General features: G+C 68.9%; 29 protein-coding genes. 5 read left to right on the forward strand and 24 right to left on the reverse strand.

What is annotated here, in order from left to right; translation table 11 throughout:
- Positions 1–163: 163 nt before the first annotated feature.
- The gene (locus A5681_RS12935) at positions 164–1078 is read right to left on the reverse strand and encodes a formylglycine-generating enzyme family protein (protein WP_067274834.1); all 915 of its coding nucleotides are present in this window, start codon (positions 1076–1078) and stop codon (positions 164–166) included.
- Between the two features lie 18 nt (positions 1079–1096).
- Complete coding sequence (locus A5681_RS12940) at positions 1097–2053, reverse strand: DUF4436 domain-containing protein (RefSeq protein ID WP_067275248.1); 957 nt, start codon at positions 2051–2053, stop codon at positions 1097–1099.
- Between the two features lie 376 nt (positions 2054–2429).
- Here A5681_RS12940 and pstS point away from each other — a divergent pair, with 376 nt between their 5' ends.
- Positions 2430–3560 carry a phosphate ABC transporter substrate-binding protein PstS gene (gene pstS / locus A5681_RS12945; RefSeq protein WP_067274836.1) on the forward strand — a complete coding sequence of 377 codons (1131 nt, stop codon included), beginning with the start codon at positions 2430–2432 and terminating at the stop codon, positions 3558–3560.
- A gap of 7 nt (positions 3561–3567) precedes the next feature.
- On the opposite strand, the gene A5681_RS12950 is transcribed toward pstS, so the two are convergent.
- The 15 genes from A5681_RS12950 to A5681_RS13020 all read right to left on the reverse strand — a co-directional run bounded on the left by A5681_RS12950 (position 3568) and on the right by A5681_RS13020 (position 14138).
- Positions 3568–4497, reverse strand: coding sequence for a DUF4436 domain-containing protein (locus A5681_RS12950; RefSeq protein ID WP_067274839.1), 930 nt, complete (start codon positions 4495–4497; stop codon positions 3568–3570).
- Positions 4498–4540: 43 nt separating this feature from the next.
- The gene (locus A5681_RS27705) at positions 4541–5221 is read right to left on the reverse strand and encodes a hypothetical protein (RefSeq protein ID WP_231996302.1); all 681 of its coding nucleotides are present in this window, start codon (positions 5219–5221) and stop codon (positions 4541–4543) included.
- The gene (locus A5681_RS12960; protein ID WP_067274843.1) at positions 5202–7562 is read right to left on the reverse strand and encodes an arylsulfatase; all 2361 of its coding nucleotides are present in this window, start codon (positions 7560–7562) and stop codon (positions 5202–5204) included. The genes A5681_RS27705 and A5681_RS12960 overlap by 20 nt, the downstream gene beginning before the upstream one ends.
- A gap of 115 nt (positions 7563–7677) precedes the next feature.
- A complete protein-coding gene (gene rpsQ / locus A5681_RS12965; protein ID WP_067274845.1) occupies positions 7678–8022 on the reverse strand; it encodes a 30S ribosomal protein S17 in 345 nt (114 codons plus the stop codon).
- Complete coding sequence (rpmC, locus tag A5681_RS12970) at positions 8022–8255, reverse strand: 50S ribosomal protein L29 (protein WP_067274850.1); 234 nt, start codon at positions 8253–8255, stop codon at positions 8022–8024. Before rpmC ends, rpsQ begins: the two co-directional genes overlap by 1 nt.
- Positions 8255–8671 carry a 50S ribosomal protein L16 gene (gene rplP, locus A5681_RS12975; RefSeq protein ID WP_007167840.1) on the reverse strand — a complete coding sequence of 139 codons (417 nt, stop codon included), beginning with the start codon at positions 8669–8671 and terminating at the stop codon, positions 8255–8257. The genes rpmC and rplP overlap by 1 nt, the downstream gene beginning before the upstream one ends.
- 3 nt (positions 8672–8674) lie before the next feature.
- Entirely contained in the window at positions 8675–9508 is an 834-nt protein-coding gene (gene rpsC, locus A5681_RS12980; RefSeq protein WP_067274853.1) for a 30S ribosomal protein S3, read from the reverse strand.
- Positions 9508–10056, reverse strand: coding sequence for a 50S ribosomal protein L22 (gene rplV / locus A5681_RS12985; protein WP_067274857.1), 549 nt, complete (start codon positions 10054–10056; stop codon positions 9508–9510). Before rplV ends, rpsC begins: the two co-directional genes overlap by 1 nt.
- On the reverse strand, positions 10053–10334 hold the full coding sequence (gene rpsS / locus A5681_RS12990; protein ID WP_007167837.1) for a 30S ribosomal protein S19: 282 nt from the start codon (positions 10332–10334) through the stop codon (positions 10053–10055). The genes rplV and rpsS overlap by 4 nt, the downstream gene beginning before the upstream one ends.
- A gap of 21 nt (positions 10335–10355) precedes the next feature.
- A complete protein-coding gene (gene rplB, locus A5681_RS12995) occupies positions 10356–11198 on the reverse strand; it encodes a 50S ribosomal protein L2 (RefSeq protein ID WP_067274860.1) in 843 nt (280 codons plus the stop codon).
- Between the two features lie 22 nt (positions 11199–11220).
- The gene (rplW, locus tag A5681_RS13000; RefSeq protein ID WP_046183668.1) at positions 11221–11523 is read right to left on the reverse strand and encodes a 50S ribosomal protein L23; all 303 of its coding nucleotides are present in this window, start codon (positions 11521–11523) and stop codon (positions 11221–11223) included.
- Complete coding sequence (gene rplD / locus A5681_RS13005) at positions 11524–12198, reverse strand: 50S ribosomal protein L4 (RefSeq protein WP_067274864.1); 675 nt, start codon at positions 12196–12198, stop codon at positions 11524–11526. It lies immediately after the preceding gene.
- Positions 12198–12851, reverse strand: a complete 654-nt coding sequence (gene rplC, locus A5681_RS13010; RefSeq protein WP_067274868.1) for a 50S ribosomal protein L3 — start codon at positions 12849–12851, stop codon at positions 12198–12200. Before rplC ends, rplD begins: the two co-directional genes overlap by 1 nt.
- Positions 12852–12865: 14 nt before the next feature.
- A complete protein-coding gene (gene rpsJ / locus A5681_RS13015; RefSeq protein WP_003873519.1) occupies positions 12866–13171 on the reverse strand; it encodes a 30S ribosomal protein S10 in 306 nt (101 codons plus the stop codon).
- A 361-nt stretch (positions 13172–13532) separates the two neighbouring features.
- Positions 13533–14138, reverse strand: a complete 606-nt coding sequence (locus A5681_RS13020) for a TetR/AcrR family transcriptional regulator (protein ID WP_269454956.1) — start codon at positions 14136–14138, stop codon at positions 13533–13535.
- Positions 14139–14281: 143 nt separating this feature from the next.
- On the opposite strand from A5681_RS13020, the gene A5681_RS13025 reads away from it, so the two are divergent.
- Both A5681_RS13025 and A5681_RS27115 read left to right on the forward strand, forming a co-directional pair.
- The gene (locus tag A5681_RS13025) at positions 14282–15877 is read left to right on the forward strand and encodes an MFS transporter (protein ID WP_067274874.1); all 1596 of its coding nucleotides are present in this window, start codon (positions 14282–14284) and stop codon (positions 15875–15877) included.
- Between the two features lie 153 nt (positions 15878–16030).
- Complete coding sequence (locus A5681_RS27115) at positions 16031–16315, forward strand: hypothetical protein (protein WP_156737964.1); 285 nt, start codon at positions 16031–16033, stop codon at positions 16313–16315.
- Between the two features lie 212 nt (positions 16316–16527).
- Here the strand turns inward: A5681_RS27115 and mftG are convergent, their stop codons facing one another.
- The 7 genes from mftG to mftA all read right to left on the reverse strand — a co-directional run bounded on the left by mftG (position 16528) and on the right by mftA (position 22995).
- A complete protein-coding gene (mftG, locus tag A5681_RS13030) occupies positions 16528–17958 on the reverse strand; it encodes a mycofactocin system GMC family oxidoreductase MftG (RefSeq protein ID WP_197498594.1) in 1431 nt (476 codons plus the stop codon).
- 8 nt (positions 17959–17966) lie between these two features.
- Positions 17967–19379, reverse strand: a complete 1413-nt coding sequence (gene mftF / locus A5681_RS13035; protein ID WP_067274877.1) for a mycofactocin biosynthesis glycosyltransferase MftF — start codon at positions 19377–19379, stop codon at positions 17967–17969.
- On the reverse strand, positions 19376–20107 hold the full coding sequence (gene mftE, locus A5681_RS13040; RefSeq protein ID WP_067274880.1) for a mycofactocin biosynthesis peptidyl-dipeptidase MftE: 732 nt from the start codon (positions 20105–20107) through the stop codon (positions 19376–19378). The genes mftF and mftE overlap by 4 nt, the downstream gene beginning before the upstream one ends.
- 163 nt (positions 20108–20270) lie before the next feature.
- Complete coding sequence (gene mftD / locus A5681_RS13045) at positions 20271–21461, reverse strand: pre-mycofactocin synthase MftD (protein ID WP_067274884.1); 1191 nt, start codon at positions 21459–21461, stop codon at positions 20271–20273.
- A 3-nt stretch (positions 21462–21464) separates the two neighbouring features.
- Positions 21465–22631, reverse strand: coding sequence for a mycofactocin radical SAM maturase (gene mftC, locus A5681_RS13050; protein WP_067274887.1), 1167 nt, complete (start codon positions 22629–22631; stop codon positions 21465–21467).
- Positions 22628–22921, reverse strand: a complete 294-nt coding sequence (mftB, locus tag A5681_RS13055; RefSeq protein WP_067274891.1) for a mycofactocin biosynthesis chaperone MftB — start codon at positions 22919–22921, stop codon at positions 22628–22630. The genes mftC and mftB overlap by 4 nt, the downstream gene beginning before the upstream one ends.
- Positions 22906–22995, reverse strand: a complete 90-nt coding sequence (mftA, locus tag A5681_RS13060) for a mycofactocin precursor MftA (RefSeq protein ID WP_046186817.1) — start codon at positions 22993–22995, stop codon at positions 22906–22908. The genes mftB and mftA overlap by 16 nt, the downstream gene beginning before the upstream one ends.
- A 98-nt stretch (positions 22996–23093) precedes the next feature.
- Here mftA and mftR point away from each other — a divergent pair, with 98 nt between their 5' ends.
- On the forward strand, positions 23094–23690 hold the full coding sequence (mftR, locus tag A5681_RS13065; protein ID WP_197498595.1) for a mycofactocin system transcriptional regulator: 597 nt from the start codon (positions 23094–23096) through the stop codon (positions 23688–23690).
- The gene (locus A5681_RS13070; protein ID WP_067274894.1) at positions 23687–24733 is read left to right on the forward strand and encodes a DUF2332 domain-containing protein; all 1047 of its coding nucleotides are present in this window, start codon (positions 23687–23689) and stop codon (positions 24731–24733) included. The genes mftR and A5681_RS13070 overlap by 4 nt, the downstream gene beginning before the upstream one ends.
- Positions 24734–24735: the final 2 nt, after the last annotated feature.

Below are 24735 nucleotides of genomic sequence, written 5' to 3' on the forward strand. Positions count from 1 at the left end.
GGGCCGATGCCGCGGCGGCGGCGGCGGTCATGGGCAACCCACGGGTGATCCGGGGCTGGTCGAGGGCCACACGTGGTCAGATGCTAGCGAACTCGTGCTCACCGTGCGCGCCGACGAACGCCTCGTCACCCGCCGTCCATGCGGCGGCAACCCGTTCGTCGCTTCAGCGTTGGGCGGCGTCGCCGCGACCGGGGTCCGTTTGCTGCGCGACGCAGCGAAACCCGATGTGGGTGGTCGCGCTGTCCTGCGACTGGGGCGATCGGGCGGCCGGGCGATACCGGTGGCAGTACTCCGGCGCGCACAGGTGCGATCCGCCCTTCAGGGTCTGGCTGACACCGGGGTCCGCCGGCCCCGTCGGGGCGCAACAGGATTTGGGGGGTCCGCCGATCCGGTGGTGCGCGGAGAACTCCGTCGCGGTCCATTCCCAGACGTTGCCGATCATGTCGAGCAGGCCGAATCCGTTGGGCGGAAAGGTGCCGACGGGCGACGTGCCCACCCAGCCGAGGGCGCCGTCGTTGCGATACGGGAACCGGCCCTGCCAGGTGTTGGCCATTAGTCGACCGGAGGGGGTCGGCTCCTCCCCCCACGCGTACGTGTCGGCACTTCCGCCACGGGCCGCGTACTCCCACTCGGCCTCGGTCGGCAGCCGCCGGCCGGCCCAGCGCGCGTAGGCGGCGGCGTCGGGGTAGGCCACCTGCACCACCGGGTGATCGGGCCGGTCCGCGATGTCGCTGTCCGGGCCGAACGGATGCCGCCAATTCGCGCCCGGCACCCATTCCCACCATTGCCGCCAGTCCCGCAGGTCGACCGGGCCCGGCGTGGGGCGGAACACCATGGCACCGGGACACAGGTCGGCCGGGTTGGCGCCGGGGTACAGCGCCGGGTCGATCGGCTGCTCGGCCACGGTCACATACCCTGTGGCCGAGACGAATTCGGCGAACTGCTCGTTGGTCACGGGGTGCCGCTCCACCGCGAACGCCGCGACGGTCACCGTGTGGATGGGCGCCTCTTCGGGGTAGAAGCTGGTCGAGCCCATGCGAAACGATCCGCCGGGTAGGTCGACCAGCTCGGTGAGCACCCTTTCAGGGTACGAGCCTCAGTCGGACTGGCGGTACCACGTGAGCATGTACAGCCCCATCGCCCCGACCAGCGCGAGCAGCACCCAGATCACCAGCGCCTGGTCGATCCACGCCCCGGGCGGCGGCGACCCGGGAAGGAAGTTGCGGATGGGTATGACCGCGAACAGCATCGCGGCGAACCACGTCACGAACGGCGGCACGAATTTGCGCCTGCCCAACGCGATCTGGATGGCCACCGCGAACGCCAACGCGGGCAGCGCGAAGAGGACCAGGCAGATGCCGAGATCGAAGATCAGCGGACCCTTGGCCCGGTGCAGCGTGATGACCACGTTGTCCGGCCGGTCCGATTCCTGGCTGGCTTCGCCGACGCGCTGGACGCTCACGTCCCAGCCGTCCAACGCGCCCGCGACCTCGACCCGGGCCGGGATGTACTGCCGGGCGTCGCCCTGGCCGACGAGGACATCCGCCGAGAGGGTGTCGGTGCGGTAGGAGTCGAACGGCCAGTTGTTGGGGTCACCGTGCGCCTCGATCGTAGTGGCGACCTGCGCCGGCGACTTCCCCGCCGGGTATTGCAGGTCGCCCAGGTCGTTGGGCGGATCCATGCGGACGGCGGTGTCGGTCTTCAACACGTCCAGTCGTTTGTCGAACATCGAATCTTCGGGAATGACAAGCACTTTCACCGTCAGGCGATTGGCGATGGTGTCCAGCTTCTCGAGTCGGACCAGCACCACCGTGTCGCTGGTTGCGTTCAGGTCCGGCGGTTTCAGAGCCTCCCCGGACCTGGCCAGCAGGTGGAAGCCGAACAGCGATAACACGTAGAGCACCACGAAGCCCAGCAGGGCGCCGATGCCGACGATCAGGCGCCGCTTGGGCTTCCGCTCCGGCGCCGCGGACGGCGCCGTCGCCGTGGCGGCGGGGGGTGGGGTTGCTGGCGCGACGGGCTGTTGCTGGGGCGGAGACGCGTGACTGGCCATCATTCTCCTTGTTAGAGATTGATCGATGCACCGCCCTGAGGCGACACGAGAGAGATCGTAGCGAACTTTGCACTTCCCGGTGACAAATCCCAATTATCGAGTGGATCAGCCGATTTATCCGCTCGGCCGGGCACGGGACCTTCGCGCCAGCGAATCCACCTCCAAGTGCTTCACCGGCACCGGCAGCGGCCGTGGGCAGTCACGGGCCGGGGTGGCCCGTTCACCTGATGTTTGTTTGCTTGGCGGGCGGGATCGCGGTAAGTCTCGACGTGTGTCGAAACGGGGCAAGTCGCCCCAGTGCTCGCCGTCGCCGCCGGGCGTCAGATGCGTCGTCGCCCGTTCGGGCCCGATCCGGAGTCCCCAGGAGCCAACCAACGTGAAGCGCACCCCACCGGCGGCCGCCATCAGCCTGCTCGCTGCGGCGGCAGTGGCCGTCTCAGCATGCAGCGCCGACCCACACCCGACGTTGGCCTACGCCGCCGGCGCCAAGGTGGACTGCGGCGGCAAGCAAACCCTGACGGCCAGCGGCTCGACCGCACAGGCCAACGCGATGACAAAGTTCGTCGCGGCCTACGGCAAGGTGTGCGCCGGGCAGACCCTCAACTACACGGCCAACGGGTCGGGCGCCGGGATCAGCGACTTCCTCGCCGGCAAAACGGATTTCGGCGGGTCGGACACGCCCCTGTCCGGAAACCAGTACGCGGCGGCCAAACAACGCTGCGGTGGCGCCGACGCCTGGAACCTGCCCGTCGTGTTCGGCCCGCTGGCCATCACGTACAACCTGGGCTCGGTCGACTCGCTGGTGCTCGACGCGTCGACGATCGCCAAGATCTTCGACGGCACCATCACGCGCTGGGATGACCCGGCCCTCACGGCGCTCAACGCGTCCATGCCGGCCGAGGACATCCGCGTCATCTATCGCAGCGACGCGTCCGGGACCACCGACAACTTCCAGTCCTACCTGCAGGCGGCGTCCGGCGGGGCCTGGAACAAGGGCACCGGCAAGGCCTTCAACGGCGGCGTCGGCACCGGCGCGCAGGGCAACAACGGCACCGCGGCGCTGGTGAAATCCACCGAGGGCGCGATCAGCTACAACGAGCTGTCTTTCGCACTGCAGCAAGGGCTTTACGCCGCCGAGATCAAAACCCCGGCGAGCCGCAGGTCGTTGCGGCCGGTGCGCATCGGCACCGACACGGTCGGCAAGACCATCACCGGCGCCAAGATCATCGGCAGCGGCAACGACCTGGTGCTCGACATCTCGTCGTTCTACAACCCCGCCCAGCCCGACGTCTACCCGATCGTGCTGGCCACCTACGAGATCGTCTGCTCCAAATACCCCACCCTGGACGTGGCCAAGGCGGTCAAGGCGTTCCTCCAGGCGGCGATCGGGCCCGGGCAGGTCGAGCTGGCGAAGAGCGGCTACATCCCGCTGTCGCCCGACTTCCAGTCCCGGGTCTCGAGCGCCGTCGACGCGATCAGCTCCGTCGACGCGCCGAATTCCGAGTGATCCGAGCCTAAGTCGGCTTCTTCCGCTCGCGGGATCGCCACCAGGCGACGATGAACAGGGACATCGCGGTAACCAACCCGATCAGCACCCATAGCACGATGGCCTGGTCGATCCACGACCCCGGCGGTGGGGATCCGGGCAGGAAGTTGCGCAGCGGGACGACGGCGAACAGCAACGCCGCGAACCACGTTCCCAGCGGCGGCAAGAAGGTCGTCCGGCCCAACGCCATCGGGATCGCCACCCACAGCGCCAGCACCGGCAACGCGATCAGGACCAGGCAGATGCCGACGTCGAAAATCAGCGGGCCCTTGGACCTCTCCAACGTGATGATCACGTTGTCCTGGACGTCGGGGTTGGCGTCTTCGGGGTCGTGGACGCGCGTCACCGTGGCGTCCCAGCCGTCCAGCTTTCCGGTGACTTCCACACGGGCGGGCACCTTTTCGCGGTTCTGACCGGTGCCGGTGAACACGTCGGCCGCGATGACTTCCGTCTTGTACGAGTCGAATGGCCAGTTACCGGGATCGCCGTGGGCGACCAGCCCGGTGCTGACTTGCGCGGGCGCCTTCCCCACCGGGTACTGCAAGTCGCCCAGATCGTTCTCCGGATAGAGCCGCACCGCCGCGTCGGTGGTCAGCACACCGAAGTTCTTGTCGTACAGCGAATCCTTCGGGTAGACAAGCACGTTCACCGTCAGCCGGTTCGCGACGGTGTCCAGCTTCTCGAGGTGCACCTGCACGATGCTGTCCTCGGCCTCGAGCTTGCTGAAATCCACCGGCGGCAGGGCTGGCGCCGATTTGGCCAGCAGATGCACGGCGATCAGCGACAGCACATAGATGACGATGACGGCGACGACGATGCCGAAGGCGATCGCGATTTGCCGGCCCCTGGAGCCGGTCGGCGCTGGCGGTGCGGGCGGCGCCGGAGGCCCGGCGGTCATTGAGGCATCACGGGCCAGATGCTAGCAGGGCAAACGACAAGTTTCAGGGAATGATGACCGCGAATTGCTGCATCACGGTGGATTTGGCCGCGTCGAAGCCGGGCGCTTTGCCGGGCCCCTCCAGATGGACGACGACCAAATACGTCTGGGTGTTCGTCCAGACATGGGTGATCCGGTCGGCGATGTCGTTTGCACCGGCGCCGCCTCCGGTGCCGCTGAGCAGCTGGCTGCTGTAACCGCAGAACTGGGCGGCGGTGACGGTGACGTTGATTCCCGGCCTGGCCGTTCGCAAGTCGGTGGCGTAGCGCAGGAACGCCCCGCCGGGATCGAGGTCCGTGCGGGCGATGCTGACCCGCGCCGACATGCCGTCGGGGCCGGTCGCCGTCAATGCGACGTCACCGGTGCCCGGGGTCGTCGGCCAGCCGTCCGGCAGCGGGACCGTCAGCACCGGCGCCGCCGGATCCGCGACCGACGCCTTGGTCATCGACCCGGTGGCGGGCGGCGGTGGGAAACACACCAGCGCATTGGGCGGAATGTGGTCGGGCAGCGTGGTTTCGACGCCGGGCACCGGCGCGGCCGGGTCGGGCACCCGCGTCGTCGAGGTCGTGGCGACCGTCGACGATGAGCCCCCGCCCGTGGCCGTGCCGGCGGTGGTCTTCTCACAGCCCACCGCGAGAACCGCCAACGCCAACAGCGCCGCGACTTCAGTCGCGCGAAAAGGCAAGCGCAATCTCGGTTTCCACGTCGACGTAGGGGCGGCCGGACAGGTCGACGGTGACCTGCGCGACGATGCCCCCGGTGAACGAGAACGGGGCCTTGTAGCGGCTGCATACCGCTGAGCCGCCGTTGCGCCCGACGGTGATTCCCGCGCCCGCGAGCCCGAACGTTCCGGGATGGGTTTGCACATCGGCCAGCGTGCCGACCACCTCGTCGTCGATGAACAACGTGACATCGCCGAGCGGCGTGTGGCTGTTGGCTACGGTGCCGGTCCGCGAATAACTCGCGCCGAGCAGGTGTTTGCCCAGCGGCACCGCGCCCGACGAGGACACCACCTGCTGGCGCTCACCCAGGAAGTTGTAGACGTAGTGCAGCCGCCCGTCCTGGATGAACAGCACGTGCCCGCCGTGCGCGCCGCCCTGCTTGAACAGCACGCCCTCCGCGCCGGTGGTATCGATGGTGACCTCGGCGACCAGCGAGAACGACCGGCCCTGAATCTCGGCGGCGGCGCCGATGCCCACGTCCGCGCAGTCCGGATAGTAGACGTAGCTGGAGCGGTTGCCGCCGAGGTACGGGCGGGGCCGCGTCATCGTCTCGATGATGTTGAGGTCCGAGAGCGGCAGCCCGTTGTATTTGGCGGCCTCGGAGAACCACAGCGCCTTGAGTTCTTCCAATTTGTCCGGGTGCTCGGCGGCCAGGTCGTGGCACTGGCTGCGGTCGGCCTCGATGTGGAACAACTCCCAACGGTCGGCGTCGAAATGCGACCAGCCGGCCGGCGTCGCCGCGTGGACGGTGTTGGCGAACCAGCCACGATGCCAGATGCCACGGGTGCCGAGCATGGAGTAGAACTGGGTCTGCTTCCCGGTGTCGGCGGCCGGATCAGCAAGGGCCGCTTTGAAACTCACGCCGTCCAACGGCTTCTGCGCAATCCCCCTGACGGTTTCGGGCGGCGTCATGCCGAGCAGGTCGTAGACGGTCGGCGTGACGTCACAGACGTTGACGTAGTGATCGCGAATTTCCCCATGTGCCGCAACACCATTGGGCCAGGAGATGATGGCCGTGTCGGCAATGCCGCCCTCGTGCGAGGCGTACCGCTTGTACAGCTTGTACGGGGTGTTGAAGGCCATCGCCCAGCCGATGGGGTAATGGTTGTAGGTCTCGGGTCCGCCCAAGTGGTCGAACAGCTTCATGCTTTCTTCGACGGTGTCGATGTAGCCGTTGAAGAACTTGCCCTCGTTCACCGACCCGTTGGGACCGCCCTCGCCGCTGGCGCCGTTGTCGGAGATCACCACGATGATGGTGTTGTCGAGCTGACCGGATTCCTCCAAATAGTCCAGTATCCGGCCGATTTGGGCGTCGGTGTAGCTCAGGAAGCCGGCGAACACCTCCGCCATGCGGGCGAACAGCCTCTTCTCGTCGGGGTTCAGCGAGTCCCACGGCCGCACCGTGTCCTGCAGCGGCCACGGCTCCCCCTGCGGCCCGGTCACGTCCGCATACGGGTTGACCGGCGACAGCTCGGTGTCGGGCGGCACGATGCCCATCGACTTCTGGTTCTCCAGCACGATCTCGCGGTACCGTTCGTAGCCCATGTCGAAGCGGCCGGCGTAGCGGTCCGCCCACTCGGAGAAGACGTGGTGCGGCGCGTGCCCGGCGCCCGGACACACATAGCTGAACCACGGCTTGTCCGGCGCGATCACCTTGGCATCGCGGATGAACTCGATGGTCTTGTCGGCCAGGTCCTTCGAGAGGTGGTAGCCGTCCTCCGGTGTGCCCGGCGGGTTGACCGGATGGTTGTCGTAGACCAGGTCGGGATACCACTGGTCGGTCTCGCCGCCCATGAATCCGTAGAACCGCTCGAAGCCGCGCGAGGTCGGCCAATGCCGTTTCGTCGACGCCAGATTGGACTCCTCGAGCGGCGTCAGGTGCCACTTGCCGACGCAGTACGTGTTGTAGCCGCGCTCGGCGAGCACCTCGGAGAGCAACGCGGTGTCGAACGGGATGCGGCCGTTGGCGTTGGGGAACGCGTCGGTGAATTCTTCGATGGTGGCCATGCCGACCGTGGTGGCGTTGCGGCCGGTGAGCAGCGACGCGCGGGTCGGCGAGCACAGCGCGGTGGTGTGGAACTGCGACAGCCGGACGCCCCGCTCGGCGATGCGGGTCATCGCGGGCATCTCGACCAGGCCGCCGAAACAATCCCAGGTCGCGATGCCGGTGTCGTCCCAGACCAAGTACAGGATGTTGGGCGAGTTCTCGGGTGCCGTCGGCGCGGCGTACGGGCCCCAGTCCGGCTCGGAATCCCGGATATCCAGCTCGATCTTGCCCTCGAAGGTGCGGGAGTCAGGCGACATGCGCCGAGAGTAACGCGGCGGCGAAAATTCCGATCGCTTTTCGCCGACCGCCGCCCCCCGCAAAGCAAAACGCCCGGGACCACCGGGACCCGGGCGTTTCGATGTCGCTTCGCGGCTACTTGGCCTTCTCCAGGATTTCGACGAGCCGCCACCGTTTGGTGGCCGAGGTCGGGCGCGTCTCCATCAGCGAGACGCGGTCGCCGATGCCGGCGGTGCTGTTCTCGTCGTGCGCCTTCACCTTCTTGGTGGTACGGATGATCTTTCCGTACAGCGGGTGACGCACGCGGTCTTCGAGCTCGACGACGATGGTCTTCTGCATCTTGTCACTCACCACGTAACCGATGCGCACCTTGCGCCGGCCACGCACCTTGGGGTTGGCCGGAGTGTTCTTGGGGCCCTTCTCTTTCGAGCCGGCGTCCTTCGCGGCAGCCTTCGGCGCCGCCTTCTTCGCTTCTGCCATCACGATTCCTTACCGTCGGGCCCGGAAGCCAGGCCCAGTTCTCGTTCGCGCAACACCGTGTAGACGCGCGCGATCTCCTGACGCACCGTGCGCAGCCGGCGGTTGTTCGACAGCTGCCCGGTCGCCATCTGGAAGCGGAGGTTGAACAGCTCCTCCTTGGATTCGCGCAGACGCTCGGTCAGCTCCTCGTCGGTGAGCTCACGCAGTTCACCAGGCGAAATTCCCACTGCCATCAGAACTGATCCTCTCGAGTCACGATGCGTGCCTTGATCGGCAACTTGTGGATTGCACGGGTGAGGGCCGCCCGGGCCACCTGCTCGTTGGGGTAGCTCAGCTCGAACAGCACGCGGCCCGGCTTGACGTTGACCACCCACCATTCCGGGGAGCCCTTACCCGAACCCATGCGGGTCTCGGCGGGCTTCTTGGTCAGCGGACGGTCCGGGAAGACGTTGATCCACACCTTGCCACCACGCTTGATGTGGCGGTTGATGGCGATACGGGCGGACTCGATCTGCCGGTTGGTGACGTAGGCGTGCTCGAGCGCCTGAATGCCGTAGTCACCGAAGTTCACCGCCGTGCCGCCGCTGGCGATGCCGCGCTGGCGGGGGTGGTGCTGCTTACGGTGTTTAACCCTGCGGGGAATCAACATGATTCAGCTCTCCGTGCTCTGCGGTTCTTCGGCGGGCTGGGCCTCGGCCGCAGCGGCCTGCTCCTCGGCGCCCGCGGCGGCGCGGCCGGCCTCGGTGCTGGTCGCCGTGGTACCCGACGCACCGCTGCGCCGGGGACGGGTGCCGGACGGACGCTCGCGGCGCGGGCGGTCGGCGCCCGCCGGGGCGGCCGCGGCCAATTCCCGCTTCCCGCCGACGATGTCGCCCTTGTAGATCCACACCTTCACACCGATCCGGCCGAAGGTGGTCTTGGCCTCGTACAGGCCGTAGTCGATGTCGGCGCGCAGCGTGTGCAGCGGCACTCGGCCCTCGCGGTAGAACTCCGAGCGGCTCATCTCCGCGCCGCCGAGGCGGCCCGAGCACTGCACCCGGATGCCCTTGACGTTGGGCTGGCGCATCGCCGACTGGATGGCCTTACGCATGGCACGGCGGAACGCCACCCGGTTGCTCAGCTGCTCGGCGACGCCCTGCGCCACCAGCTGGGCCTGCGACTCGGGGTTGCGGACCTCGAGGATGTTGAGCTGAACCTGCTTGCCGGTCAGCTTCTCCAGGTCCGCGCGGATGCGGTCGGCCTCGGTGCCGCGGCGGCCGATCACGATGCCGGGGCGCGCGGTGTGGATGTCGACCCGCACCCGGTCGCGGGTGCGCTCGATCTCCACGTCGGCGATGCCGGCGCGCTCCAGACCGGTGGACAGCAGCCGCCGGATCGCGACGTCTTCCTTGACATAGTCCGCGTACTGCTTGTCGGCATACCAGCGGGACTTCCAGTCCGTGGTGATGCCCAGCCGGAAGCCGTGCGGGTTGATCTTCTGGCCCACTAGTCTGAGCCTCCCTTCGCCTCAGAAGTCTCAGACGTAGTTTTCTTCGCCGGAGCGGACTTCGCCGCGGCTTTCTTGGCGGGTGCCTTCTTCGCCGGCGCCTTCGACGCGGCCTTCTTGGCGGGCGCCTTCGCGGCGGCCTTGCTGGCCTCGGCGCGGCGGGCCCGCGTCGACTTCGCCGAGCGCTGGTCCTTGGCCGGCCGGCTCTCCACCACCACGGTGATGTGGCTGGTGCGCTTGCGGATCCGGAACGCCCGGCCCTGGGCGCGCGGGCGGATGCGCTTCGCGGTCGGGCCCTCGTCGGCGTAGACCGTGGCAACCACCAGGGTGGCCGGGTCCAGCCCGTTGTTGTTCTGCGCGTTGGCGGCGGCGCTGGCGATCACCTTGGCCACCGGCTCGCTGGCGGCCTGGGGCGCCCAGCGCAGGATGTCGAGCGCGTCGGACACCGACCGGCCGCGCACCAGGTCGATCACCCGGCGCGCCTTCGTCGGGGAGACCCGCACGAACCGCGCCTTGGCGACCGCCGACGGGAATTCAGTTGAGGTCATCGCCGTTTGGCCTTCCGGTCGTCCTTGATGTGTCCCTTGAAGGTGCGCGTCGGCGCGAACTCACCAAGCTTGTGACCGACCATCGCCTCCGTGACGAACACCGGGACGTGCTTGCGCCCGTCGTGGACGGCGAAGGTGTGGCCGATGAAGTCCGGGATGATCGTCGAACGCCGGGACCAGGTCTTGATGACCTGCTTGGTGTTCTTCTCGTTCTGCGCGTCCACCTTCTTGAGCAGGTGGTCGTCGACGAACGGGCCCTTCTTCAGGCTGCGTGGCATGGTTGGCTACTCCTCGAGTTCCTAGCGACCGTGCTTCTTGCCGGTGCGCCGGCGCCGGACGATGAGTTTGTTGCTGGCCTTGTTCGGGTGGCGGGTGCGGCCCTCGGGCTTGCCCCACGGGCTCACCGGGTGCCGGCCACCGGAGGTCTTACCCTCACCACCACCGTGCGGGTGGTCCACCGGGTTCATGACCACACCACGGACCGAGGGGCGCTTGCCCTTCCACCGCATCCGGCCGGCCTTGCCCCAGTTGATGTTCGCCTGCTCGGCGTTGCCCACCTCGCCGACCGTGGCGCGGCAGCGCACGTCGACGCGGCGGATCTCACCGCTGGGCATACGCAGCGACGCGTAGGTGCCCTCCTTGCCGAGCAACTGGATGCTCGAGCCGGCGGACCGCGCCAGCTTGGCGCCACCGCCCGGCCGCAGCTCCACGGCGTGGATCACGGTACCGGCCGGGATGTTGCGCAGCGGCAGGTTGTTGCCCGGCTTGATGTCGGCGTTCGCGCCCGACTCGACCACGTCACCCTGCGAAAGGCCTTGCGGCGCGATGATGTAACGCTTCTCGCCGTCCAGGTAGTGCAGCAGCGCGATGTTGGCGGTGCGGTTGGGGTCGTACTCGATGTGCGCGACCTTCGCGTTGACCCCGTCCTTGTCGTTGCGACGGAAGTCGATCACGCGGTAGGCGCGCTTGTGGCCGCCGCCCTTGTGACGGGTGGTGATGCGGCCGTGCGCGTTACGGCCACCGTGGCCATGCAGCGGGCGCACCAACGACTTCTCCGGCTCCGCCCGGGTGACCTCGGCGAAGTCGGACACGCTGGAGCCACGGCGGCCCGGGCTCGTCGGCTTGTACTTACGAATTGCCATGTCTAATCAGGTCTTCCTCTAACTAGGCCGGGGCCCCGAACAGGTCGATCGGCTTACTGCCCGGCGCCAGCGTGACGATGGCCCGCTTGGTGCCCTTGCGCTTGCCGTATCCGGTCCTGGTGCGCTTACGCTTGCCCTGCCGGTTCGCGGTGTTCACCGACGCGACCTTGACGGAGAAGATCTTCTCGATGGCGATCTTGATCTGCGTCTTGTTCGAATCGGGGTGCACCACAAAGGTGTACACGTTCTCATCCAGCAGCCCGTAGGACTTCTCGGAGATGACCGGGGCCAGGATGATGTCGCGGGGGTCGGTGATGGTCGCCATCTACGCCGAAACCTCCTCGGTGCTAGCCGTGTTGCCGCCGATGTAGGCGTTGAGGGCCTCGACGCTGAAGACCACGTCGTCGGAGCGCAGCACGTCATACGTGTTGAGCTGATCCGGCGTCAGGATGTGGACGCCGGGCAGGTTGCGCACGCTCTTGGCGCCGGCCTCGTCGCTGCGGCCGATCACGATCAGCACCTTCTTGCGATCGGTCAGCGTGCCCAGGAACGCCTTGGCGCTCTTGGTCGACGGCGTCTGGCCGGTTACCAGCTCGGTGACCGCGTGGATCCGGCCGTTGCGGGCCCGGTCGGACAACGCGCCGCGCAACGCCGCGACGATCATCTTCTTCGGGGTCCGCTGGGAGTAGTCGCGCGGCTTGGGGCCGTGCACGACGCCACCGCCGGTGAACTGCGGGGCCCGGGTCGAACCCTGACGGGCGCGGCCGGTTCCCTTCTGCCGGTACGGCTTCCGCCCACCGCCGCTGACCTCGCCGCGGGTCTTCGTCGAGTGCGTACCCTGGCGCGCCGCCGCCCGCTGCGCGGTCACCACCTGGTGCATCAGCGCGATATTGGCCGGGGCGTCGAACAATTCGGCCGGCAACTCGACGGAGCCCTCGACCTTGCCGTCGGGCGTCTTGACGTCGATCTTCAGGATCTTCGAGCCACTCGAGTCAGCCATTACTTCTCACCTCGTTTGATCGCGCTGCGGACCACCACGAGCCCACCGGTGCGGCCGGGGACCGCGCCCTTGATCAACAGCACGCCGTTCTCGGCATCGACCTTGTGCACCACCAGGTTTTGCACCGTGACCCGGTCGTTGCCCATCCGGCCCGCCATCCGGGTGCCCTTGAACACCCGAGCGGGGGTGGCGCAGCCACCGATGGAACCCGGCCGGCGGTGGACGGCCTGCGCACCGTGGCTGGCGCCCTGGCCGCGGAAGCCGTGGCGCTTCATGGTGCCGGCGAAGCCCTTCCCCTTGGAGGTGCCGGTCACGTCGACGTAGGCGCCGTCGGCGAAGATCTCCGCCGTCAGCTCCTGGCCGACCTCGTATTCGCTTGCGGCGGCCTCGTCATCGAGCCGCAACTCGGCGAGGTGCCGGCGCGGGTTGACGCCCGCGGCGCTGTACTGCCCGGTCACCGGCTTGTTCACCTTGCGCGGGCTGATCTCCCCGTACGCCAGCTGCACGGCGCTGTAACCGTCGCGCTCGGGTGTGCGGATCCGGGTGACCACATTGGGCCCTGCTTTGACCACCGTCACCGGGACGACCCGGTTGTTCTCGTCGAACACCTGCGTCATGCCCAGCTTGGTACCCAGAATGCCTTTTCTTGCCATGAGCTCTGGATCTCCTACTGGATGTTGACGTCGACACTGGCCGGAAGGTCGATGCGCATCAGCGCGTCGACGGTCTTCGGCGTCGGGTCGAGGATGTCGATCAGCCGCTTGTGAGTACGCATCTCGAAGTGCTCCCGCGAGTCCTTGTACTTATGCGGAGAGCGGATGACGCAATACACGTTCTTCTCAGTCGGCAGCGGCACCGGACCTACGACACTGGCACCCGTGCGGACGACGGTCTCGACGATTTTGCGCGCCGATGCGTCGATGGCCTCATGGTCGTAGGCCTTGAGCCTGATGCGGATCTTCTGTCCCGCCACGCTTCTCCTACCCTCACTCCACTTACAAAAATCCGTGTCCGGACCTGGTGCTCCCAGCGCGCTGATCAACCTGTGGCCGATCGAGCGTCGCGCCGGATACTGCGCCGCTGTTTACCTGTCGTGGTCCACCGGCCCCCGCGGTCGGGTGTGTCACCCTCACGCAGCCTGGACCGCGGCGAAATTGTCGCGCTCCAAGGATGGGACCGGACGCGCCCGTTGTGGGCGCTGGTCGTATGCCCGACCAGGCGCGAACCTGGCCCAAGGCAACCTGAACAGTATGCCCTAGATCATGGGATTGGCCAAATCCCGGGCGGAGGCCGCCGACCTGGTTCTTTCGGCGTCTCAGGGCACCCGGGTGGCCTCAGGCACCGGCCGGTTCGACGCTCGCCGCGGCCGCCCGGCTGTGTGTGCGCTGAACATAGAGGAAACCGTCGACCGAGGCGAGCGCGCACTCGCGGTAATCGAAGTCGGGAAGCGTGGACAGGCGGCCCAGCACGATGGGCCCGATCAGCATCGCGATGGCCCGCGACCGGTCCACCTCGCCCAGCTCGGCGGCCTCGGGGCTGTCGAAGATGGCGTCGAACGGCGCGGCGTACTGCTGGGCGATGCGCTCACGCAGCGTCGTGATCGCCGTGCTCTTCACGGCGGAGTCGCGGGGTTCGGGCATCTCGTCCAGGTCCCGACCCAGCGCCAGCCACGACATGGCGGTCATGAGCACCGGCGCCTGAGCCACCGACTCGGCCTGGGCCAGGACCACCGCCACCAGGCGATCCCGCAGCGAACCCTCGGCGGGCGGAGTCGGGGACGCCGGGATGAGGGTGTTGAAAGCCGCTGCGAGCAGATCGTTTCCGCTGGGGAAGTGGCGATACAGCGTGGCCCTCGCCACGTTGGCGGTACGGGTGACCGCGTCGACGGTCACCGCGCTGGGGCCCCCGGATCGCAGCAGCGTGGTGGCGGCCTCGAGCAAACGAGCCCGCGAGCGCGCTGGACGGGGATCGGTCGTGCCGCCGGTAATTGTGACCCACCTCCCTGTTTGGGAACGAGACTATCGGTCTACCTACAAGACCAGTAGTCTCGAAACTTCCCAACGCCACCGTGAGGAGGCGCATCATGGTCGAAACCCTGGCCCGGCCCGACCAGCGTACTGATCGAGTCAGCATCGGCGGTAGCCCCCGAGCGCGGAACTGGACGCTGACCGTCGCGTGCATGGGCGTCGCGCTCGTCGTCGCGTCGATGACGGCGTTGAATACCGCGCTGGGGGACCTGGCGGTGGCCACCTCCGCCACCCAGTCTCAGCTCAACTGGGTCGTCGACGGCTACACCGTGGCCCTGGCGTGCCTGCTGTTGCCCGCGGGCGCGATCGGTGACCGCTACGGCAGGCGGGGCGCGCTGTTGATCGGGCTGGTGGTGTTCTCGGTCGGCTCGATGGCACCCGCGATGCTGCACAGCCCGGCGGAGATCATCGCCGGGCGGGCGCTGGCCGGGATCGGTGCCGCCTTCGTGATGCCGGCGACGCTGTCACTGCTGACCGTCGCCTACCCGAAGGACGACCGCACCAAGGCGGTCGGGATCTGGGCCGGCACCGCCGGATCCGGCGGCGTGCTCGGCATGATCGGTTCGGGCCTGCTGCTGCGGTTCTGGGATTGGCACGCGATCTTCTGGTCCCTGGGTGCCGCCGGGCTGGTGATCTTCGCGCTGGCGTGCACCGTCTCCTCGTCGCGGGACAGCGGCGCGCCGCGGATCGATTCGCTGGGCGCGGTCCTCATCGGCGCCGCCGTGGCGATCGCCGTGGCCGCGATCCTGGAGGCGCCGACCCGCGGCTGGAGCGACCCGCTGGTCTGGGGCGGCCTCGCGGCGGGCGCGGCGCTCGCCGCGGCGTTCGGCGTCGCCGAGCTACGGCTCGCCGGGCACGGACGCCAACCGCTGCTGGACGTCCGGCTGTTCGCCGACCCCAATTTCGCCACCGGCGTCGCCGCGATCGTCATCCTGTTCGGCGCGACGTTCGGGTTCTTCTACATCGGCATGCAATACGTGCAGCAGATCATGGGCTACTCGGCCTTGGCGACGGCGATCTCCTTCGGCCCGTTCATGGTGCCGCTGGGCATTTTCTCGGCGCTGTCGTTCTGGTACGTGCCCAAACTCGGCCTGCGGCTTGTGCTGTTCATCGGCACGCTGCTGATGGCGGTCGGCTTCGCCTGCATGTACCGGCTGGATCTGCACTCCTCCTATCTGGAATTCGCCTGGCCGACACTGATATTGGCCACCGGCATCGGAATCTGCACGGCACCGACGACGTCGGCGATCATGGGCGCGGTGTCCGACGAGAAGCAGGGCGTCGCCTCCGCGGTGAACGACACCTCCCGGGAGATGGGCGGCGCGCTGGGCATCGCGGTGGCCGGTTCCATTCTGGCCGGCCGCTATTCGCACGAGCTCGCGCCGAAGTTGGCGGATTTCCCCGAGTCGGTCCGCGGCCCCGCCACCGATTCGCTGGCCAAGGCCGTCGAGGTCGCCGGCCGGCTGGGGCCCCAGGGTCACCAGCTCGCCGAGGCCAGCAAGACCGCGTTCCTGGCCGCCTTGCACGCGTCGACGATCACGATGGCCGTGATCGTCGCCGTCGCCGCGATGCTGGTCGGGATTTGGGCCCCCGGCCGCGACGGCCGGCAGCTGCGGCCGGTCCGCGGCCTGCTCGCCCGACGTCGCCGCTGACCCGCTCGGAGCGAATCCAATGCCGTTGTCCGACATCGGGTTCAACCGACTCACCGCCGCCGGGAGTGCTTGAAACCGGCCGCCGATTCTGGTATCACCGGATGTACATCGACAGATACAGGTCATCTCTGAAGTAAGCGCGAGGTGGATGTGGTGTTGATTGGTGATACGACCGTGGTCGAGCCGGGTTGCCCGGCGCTGAGCGAGGCGGCGGCGATCGTGGAGGCCGAATGGATACGCCTGCGGCGAGCGAGCGAGCCGGCCCGGCACCCCACCTGCGAATTGCCCTCGGCGCGGCGGTGCCGTCGCCGAGCGGTAACCACCGTGTCCACCGATCCGACGGGCACCGCGCTCTCGACGCGCGCCCGCGGACGCCGAACTCGCTGGCCGGTCTCCCTGGTGTGGGCGCGGGAGCGTTCCCCTCCGCGGCGGGCGTGATGCCAAGCCGCTGAACTCTTTTCAGGCGAGGAGAAAGGAGGTCGAACAAGCGAGGTGGCGGTCGTGCAGTCCACGAATATTGCGACGCATCGTTCGCGCGACGCATACCCGCGCGCGCACAGCCACTTGTCGTGGCCATCTACGTGGACCGCATGAACATCAACCGCTCAGGGGGCGGGCCCCATGCCCTCACCGCCGGGCCCGCCCCCACCTCAATCAACGAATTCCGCGGCCCGGTGCCCGATCATCACGATGGTGGCGTGCGGCCCGCGGCTGGTGATGGTGGGCAGGATCGAGCCGTCGATCACCCACAGGTTGTCGATGCCGTGCACGCGGCAGCGCGGGTCGACGACGGCCCTCGGGTCGGTGTCGGGGCCCATCGGCGTTGTGCCGCAAAGGTGTTGCGACGTGGACCACACCGGGGCGCCGATATCGGTTGCCCCACCGATCAATTCGCGGGCCATCTCCGCCCCGAGGCGCAGTGCCGAGACATCGTCGGGCTCGCTGTCATACCGATGCTCGATGCGGGGCGCCGCGTCGGGATCCGCCGACGCCAGCGTGATGCGTCCGCGCGCCCGCGGCTGCATCAGCGCCACGCCGATGTGCGGCCAGTCGGCGTGGCCGGCGGTGCCGTCGCCGGTCATGGCGACGAATCCGCCCGTGTAGGGCCTGATCTCGAGGCCATCGGCGGTGCTGAGGACGACCTCGAGCACCGGCCGGCCGGGGGCCACCGCCCAATCGGTGGACAACACCCATTCGGGGTGATCGCTGAACGATGCGCCAACCGGCAGGGGGGCCACCACGGGCACGCCGACGGCCTGCAACGCGTCCCTCGGCCCGATGCCCGAGAGCATGAGCAGCTGCGCCGTTTGGATGGCGCCGGCGCACAACACGATCCGGTCGGCGGTGACGGTCACCGGGCCGTGCGGGCCGATCGCGTCGACACCGACGGCCGCCGTCCCGGCGAATCGCAGCCGCTGCGCGCGCGTCCGCGCGTGCAGCGTCAGGTTCGGCCGGCTCAGGGCCGGAAGCAGAAAGCTGGCGCCCGATCCGGTACGCACACCGTCGACGATGTTGAGCGGCACGGCGCCCATTCCCGAAACCGGTTCGGGCCCAATGTCGTTCAAATCCTCGATCCAGGCGAACCCGGCGCGTCGCGCGGCGGCGATGAAACGCTCTGTGGTCCCGGTCATTTCATGGGTGCGCCGAACCCGAATGGGGCCGCTGTCGCCGTGGGCGGGGCCGCCGAAATCCAAGTCGGTCTCGATGGCGCGGAAACTGGCGAGGACATCGGCGAAGGCCCAGCCGGGCAGCCCCAGTCGATCGAAGTCGCGGGGCAGCCCGCGGCAGAAGTAGCCGCCGTTGACCGCGCCCGAGCCGCCGACCGTGGCCCCGCGCACGATCGGGTGGCGGCGCACGGGCCGGTCGGTGAGGTCGGTCTGGTAGCGGCGCACCAGTGGGCTGCCCACCCCGATCGGCAGTTGCAATCCGTTGGCCGTCTGGGCGAGCAATCCGGGGTCATCGAGGGCCGGCCCGGCCTCCAGCACGGTCACCGAGCGGCGGGGCTCGACGGAAAGACGTTCGGCAACAACCGATCCAGCGCTGCCGGCACCGACGATCAGCACGTCGCTGTGCGGGATCAAGGTGGCGGCTAGCTCCGAATCTGCGGTTTCAGCGCGCGCAGGTTGCGCTCCCGCAGCACACCCCACCACAGTCCGAGCCCGTATGCCAGGTCGTCGACACGCTTGAGCAACAGGTAGGTCAGCAGGCCGATCGGTTCGGCGTCGTCGCCGACGGCGTCGCGGCGGCGCAGCCAGTCCACCACGCCGTCCATGACGGCCGCGACCAGCACGACATTTCTGAAATGTCGCGACACCATGGCGGCCAGCAGCGCGAGCGGCCAGTAGTGGCGGCACAGGGCGGACGCCAGCTGCAGCGCCGCGGACCACAGCCCCCGGCCCGCGATCAGCACCACGTCGGTGATCGACGTCTCGGCGCCCCGCATCGCCCTGGCGATCCGGCGACCGGTCAGGACGGCGACGACGACGGACGCCAGCTGCGACAGGCTGGTCCCGAACGCCATCAGGATCCACGTCATCAACGCCCAGCCGGAGATCACCACCGGCGCCGTCTTGTCCGGGTGACGGACGGACAGCGGGGCCGCCGAGCCGCCGTAGAAGGCCTTGCGCGCAAGCCAATCCCGCAGTTCGGTGCGGTGGTCGTGGGCGACCAGCGCGATGGGCTCGTAACGCAGCCGGGCGCCCGCCTCGATGAGCCGCCAGCACAGGTCGACGTCCTCGCCGGATTGCAGGGTCTCGTCGAACCCGCCGACCCCACGCAGGGCCGCGCAGCGACAGATGATCGCCGCGCTGGGCACGTAGGACACCGTGCTGTGGGGCAGCACCGGCGCTTCCCGCTCGCCGAGATCGAGCGAGGAGTGCACCGCCTCGTACCGCGCCACCACGTTCTCGCTGTGCGACAAACCGACGATGCGCGGCGCGACCAGGGCGACGGTGGGGTCGCAGAAATGTCCGAGCAGCGCCTCCAGCCACCCACGGCGCGGCGCGACGTCGGAATCCAGGAAGGCGACGTAGTCGGTGGTGCAGGCGGCCAGCCCGGTGTTGCGGGCGGCAGCCGGGCCCCTGCTGCGCGCGTGCCGCAGCACCTCGACGTCGCAGTGCGCGCCGACGAAGTCGGCCGGCTCGATCGGCGGGAAGGAACCGTCGTCCACCACGATGACCCGCAGGCCGCGCAGCGAGCTCACCAGGCGGCGCACGCCGGAAAGGTTGTCCCGCACCGGGATTACGACCGTCACGTCGTGGTGCGAAGGGCCGCCAGCGGGCCGCGGATGCGCCACCGTGGCGTCCAGCAGGGTGCGGGCCAGCTGGGCGCTCACGTCGTCGCGCACCTTCAGCCGGCCGTCGCACAGCATGTCCTGTGCGGCGGGCGCCAGCTTCAGCAGCCGGGTCGGCGAACCACCGAGCAGCGCCGAGCCGTCGCCGAGCACCCGGACGCGGCGGTCGACCTGGACGGCGAAGCCGTCGGGCAGCCGGGGTGCGCTCATGTCAGCATTCCGTCGCGCCCGGGCGACCAGCGGGCCACTCGACGGACACAGCCGTCCACCATCTCGTCGAGGATGCGCTTGCCCTCGGCGGCGGTCGCGGTGGTCGGGTCCCCCAGCACGCCGACCGGGCTGACCGCGGCGACTCCCCCGCGGCGCATCGACGGCAGCAATTCGGGCAGTGGCGCCCGGTTGCCGGCCAGCCACCGGTCGGTCAGCACGTCCTCGGGCGAGATGTACAGCACCAGCGAGGTTTCGGTGTGCCCGGCGTGGGCGTCGGCTCCGCCGGCCAGGCATGGGCACCAGCCGGCGTCGCGGCCCTCGGCCCGCAGCCGGGTCACGGCGGCGATCAGCGCGGCGGTGTTGCCGCCGTGACCGTTGACGAAGGCCAGGCGCCCGGCCCAGCCCGCGGCCGACCGGCCGTACTCCACCAGCAGCGCGGTCAGGGCTTCGGTACCGATGGAGATCGTTCCGGCGAAGCTCTGGTGCTCGCCGCTGGCGCCGTAGGCGACGGCCGGTGCCACCCACCAGTCGCCCGGCAAGCCGGCGCGGGCGCCGCGCGCGACCGCGGTGGCGATGCGGGTGTCGGTGTCCAACGGCAGGTGCGGACCGTGCTGTTCGGTGGACCCGAGCGGGATCAATATCGACGGCGAAGTGCCCGATAGCTGGCTCGAGGTAGCCACCGCTAATTCGCCGAGTACGGGCACTCGGTGATGGTAGGACGAATTCACCTGGCGTGCACCAATTGTTGTCTGGTGAAAACTATTTTTTTCTGGGTGGTTCATCGGGCATTCGATATTTGTGCTCGTCCGTCACGGGCACCACGCTTGTACCACGGTTTGCGGGCCGTCAATCATTCCGGACAAATCTGCCCGGAATATCGGTATTAGCTGCTCAGCCGTCCCCGGCGGGCGGCACACCGAGCGCCCGGGTGAAGCCGGGCGGCACCAGGATGTCATCCGGGCCGAGGTCGTGAACGCCGCCGTGGCCAAGCCCCATCAGCGCCGAGTCGATGCCGCCGCGCAGGATGTCGAGGACGTTCTCCACGCCGGCTTGGCCGGCGGCCGCGAGGCCCCACAGGTAGGCCCGGCCGATCATCACCGCGCGCGCGCCCAGCGCCACCGCCTTGACGACGTCGCTTCCGCGGCGGATGCCGCCGTCGAGCAGCACCTCAACCTGATCGCCGACCGCGGCGGCCACCGCGGGCAGAGCCCGGATCGACGCCGGCGTGCCGTCCAGGTTGTTGCCGCCGTGGTTGGACACCGAGATCGCCGAAACCCCCGCGTCCACAGCCCTTTTCGCGTCGTCGACGCGCATCACGCCCTTCAGCATGAACGGGCCACCCCACAGTTCGCGCAGCCAGGCGATGTCCTCCCACGTCGGGGGCGGCGTGCCCATCCACTCCCCGTAGGCCGCGAAGAACGGCGGGCCGGGCTCGCCGCGGCGACCCTGGTTGGGCACCCGCAGCTCGGGCGGGTGCAGGGTTTTGCCGAACTTCCAGAGCCACCGCGGACGCGTGATCGCCTCCGGCGACAGCCGCAGGATGGTCCGCAGGTTCATCTCCTCGGGGATCTGGGGGCTGCCCCAGTCGCGGCCGTGGGAGAACGTCCAGTCGGTGGTGACGATCAGACCGACCGCGCCGGCCTGGCGGGCCCGTTCCACCCGCTCGGCGATCGCGTCCCGGCCACCGAGCCAGTACACCTGAAAGAACACCTTCGGGTTGGCGGCGATGACCTCCTCGATCGGTTTGCTCGCGAACGAAGACAGTCCCATCGCCGTTCCGCGCGCCGCGGCGGCCCGCGCGACGGCCACTTCCCCGTCGGGGTCGACCGCCTGGACACCGGTGGGCGAAATGATCACCGGCAGTGAAATATCTTGACCCATAACGGTGGTCGACAGGTCACGCTTTTCCTGGGCGCCGACGACGTGGGGCGCGAAACCGAGTTCGCTGAACGCCGCGACATTGTCGCCGACCGTGACCCCTTTTTCGCTCGCGGAAATCAGGGACGAATAGACGGATTTGGGCAGTCGCCGTTTGGCGCGTTCCTGCGCGATGGCGACGGTCTCGAACCATTGTCCGGCCATGGTCTACACGGGGCTTTCGTTGCACAGGCGCGCGGGGGGCCGCGACAGTTTCAGGAGCACGGGGCCGCCGGATTTCCGGGAGTGGTCGGCGCGGGGCCGCGGCGTCTCGCGCCGGCGGGCAAGTGCCGCCTCGCTGTGGCCCTGCACGCACTCGGGGTCCGGCCCATCCATCGGCAGGCCGGTGAAGAACTTCGCCGCCATGCAGCCGCCCCGGCAGGCGTCGTAGTGCCCGCAGCTGCCGCAGGCGCCGGCCGACTGCGGCTCGCGCAGCTCCCGAAACAGCGGGGCGTTCTTCCAGACATTGTCAAACCCGTTGTCGGTCAACACGTTCCCGGCCAGGAAGCGGTCGTGGATGGCGAACGGGCAGGCGTACACGTCGCCCACCGGGTCGATCAGGCACACCACGCGGCCGGCGCCGCACATGTTCAGGCCGGCCAGCGCCCCGGAGGAGCCCAGCGGCGCCAGGTGGAAGAAGGAGTCGCCGGTGAGCACCCGCTCACCCTTGGCCACCAGCCACTCATACAGCTGGACCTGCTGGGCGGCGGTGGGGTGCAGATCCTCCCAGACATCCGCGCCGCGTCCCGAGGGCCGCAGCCGGGTGATCCGCAGGGTGGCGCCGTAACGGCTTGCCAGAGCGGCGAATTCGTCGAGCTGGTCGACGTTGTGCCGGGTCACCACGACGGAGATCTTCGCGTCGGAGAAACCGGCGGCCGCCAGGTTCTCCAGCGCGCGCACCGCCATGGCGAAGGATCCCGGACCGCGGACCGCGTCGTTGACCTCCGCGGTGGCGCCGTCGAGCGAGATCTGCACGTCGACGTAGTCGCTGGCGGCCAGCCGGGCGGCGACCTCTTCGGTGATGCGGACGCCGTTGGTGGAGAACTTCACCCCGACGTGGTGCGCCGTGGCGTAGTCGACCAGCTCCCAGAAGTCGGGCCGGACGGTGGGTTCCCCGCCGCCGATGTTGACGTAGAACACCTGCATGCGTTCCAGCTCGTCGATGATGTCCATGCACTGACGGGTGGAAAGCTCTCGCGGATCGCGTTTGCCCGAGGACGAAAGACAGTGCACGCACGCCAGGTTGCACGCATACGTCAGCTCCCACGTCAGGCAGATGGGCGCGTCCAGGCCGCTCTCGAACTGCTCGATGAGCCGGGGCACGGTGGCTGTCATGGGGCCTCCTGGGGTACCAACATCTTCGAATCGGCCAACACGCCCAGCGCGTGCAGATAGGGCGCCTCCCCCGCGTCGTCCACGCCCGCCGCACGGCAGGCGGAATGGACGTCGGCATGGTCGGCCAGCGACCGCACCACCGTGAGGATGGTGCGGTTCTTCAGGAAGGACAGCTTGCGGGTGCCGAAGTGGTAGAGCAGCGCCCCGAAGGGTTCGGGGCGAACCGCCACCTGCGGGTGCAACCGCCAGCCGCGGTCGGGGTCGAACACGGAGGTCAGTACACCCCGCACATGCCGTCGATGGACACCTCTTCGACCAGGGTCTCGGTGACGAGTTGGGTCTCGGTCTCGGTTTCGTGGTCCACGGGTCATTGCCTTTCGTCGGTTCTTGACAACGATGGGGATCGAGTCACAAGCTTCGTCAGAATATGGCATCGAGTGCCGAAATGGAAGGGCGGGTGTCATGGTGCCGCAGCCGCGGGTGGGCCGTCGCCGCTCGACCACGCCGCACCACATCACCGACGTCGCCATCGAGCTGTTCAGCGCCCGCGGGTTCGCCGACGTCAGCGTCGACGACGTCGCCCAGGCCGCGGGCATCTCCCGGCGAACGCTGTTCCGCTACTACGCCTCCAAGAACGCCATCCCGTGGGGTGACTTCGACACCCACCTCGCGCGCCTGCGCGACCTGCTCGACGACGTCGATCCGCGTGTGCCGCTGGGCCGGGCGCTGCGCGACGCGCTGTTGGCGTTCAACACCTTTGACGAGTCCGAGACCGCGCGACACCGCCAGCGCATGCGCGTCATCCTGCAAACCGCCGAGCTGCAGGCCTATTCGATGACGATGTACGCGGGCTGGCGCGAGGTGATCGCCGGCTTCGTGGCCCGCCGGTCGGACCGCAAGACGACGGACCTGCTGCCCCAGACGGCCGCCTGGACGATGCTCGGGGTCGCGCTGGCCGCCTACGAGCACTGGCTCGGCGACGAGTCCGTGCCGCTGCCGACCGCGCTGGGCAACGCGTTCGACGTCGTCGGCGCCGGGCTGGACAGGCTGGATCGGTGACCGCCGACCACCTGCTGCACACGTTGCGCGCGCAGGGGCGGTTCTGCGCCCGCTCCGGGTCCCCCATGTACGGCGAGCTTTTCGAGCTGGTGGCCCGCGACGTCGAGTCCGGGGGCGTCTTCGCAACGATCCTGTCCGGGCACGAGGAGGACCCCGCGCGGCTTGCGGTGCCGCTGCGTCTGCTCGGCGGGTTGCACCGGTTGGTGCTCGACGGCCGGGCACCGCTGCTGCGCCGGTGGTACCCCAGCACCGGGGGCAGCTGGGACGCCGAGGCCGCCTGGCCGGAGATCGAGGGCGTCGCGGCCGAACACGCCGACGCGCTGCGCGCGGCCCTGCGGCAACCGCCGCAGACCAACGAGGTCGGCCGATCCGCCGCGCTGATCGGTGGGTTGCTGCGCGCCAACGACGAATCGGGTTTGCCGATAAGGCTTTTCGAGATCGGCTCGAGCGCGGGACTCAATCTGCGCGCCGACCATTACCGCTACCGGTTCACCGACGGCCAGTGGGGCCCCGGCGATTCGCCCGTGACCATCGAGGACGCGTGGCGCGGCACGCTGCCGCCCCACGGCGGGGTGCGGATCGTCGAGCGGCACGGGTTCGACATCGCACCCATCGATGTCACCGCGGCCGACGGGGAACTCACCGTGTTGAGCTACGTCTGGCCCGACCAGACGGCCCGGCTCGAGCGGTTGCGGGGCGCCGTCGAGGTCGCCCGCCGGGTGCCGGCGCGGCTGCAGCGCCTGTCGGCGGCCGACGCAGTCGCCGGGCTGACGCTCGCCGAGGGCGCGCTGACGGTGCTGTGGCACTCGATCACGTGGCAGTACCTGACCCACGAGGAGCGGGACGCGGTCCGCGCCAGGGTCCGCGCGCTGGGCGAGCAGGCCGACGAACGGTCACCGTTCGTCCACCTCACGCTGGAGCCGGCCCGCGACGCGCCCGACGCGCCGATCCGCTTCCTGGTGCGGGCGCGTCGCTGGCCGGGCGGCGAACTGGAAATTCTCGGCGAATGCCACCCGCACGGCCCGCCGGTGCAGTGGCGTTAGGG

The sequence above is a fragment of the Mycobacterium scrofulaceum genome, from assembly GCF_001667885.1.
Lineage (GTDB): Bacteria > Actinomycetota > Actinomycetes > Mycobacteriales > Mycobacteriaceae > Mycobacterium > Mycobacterium scrofulaceum_C.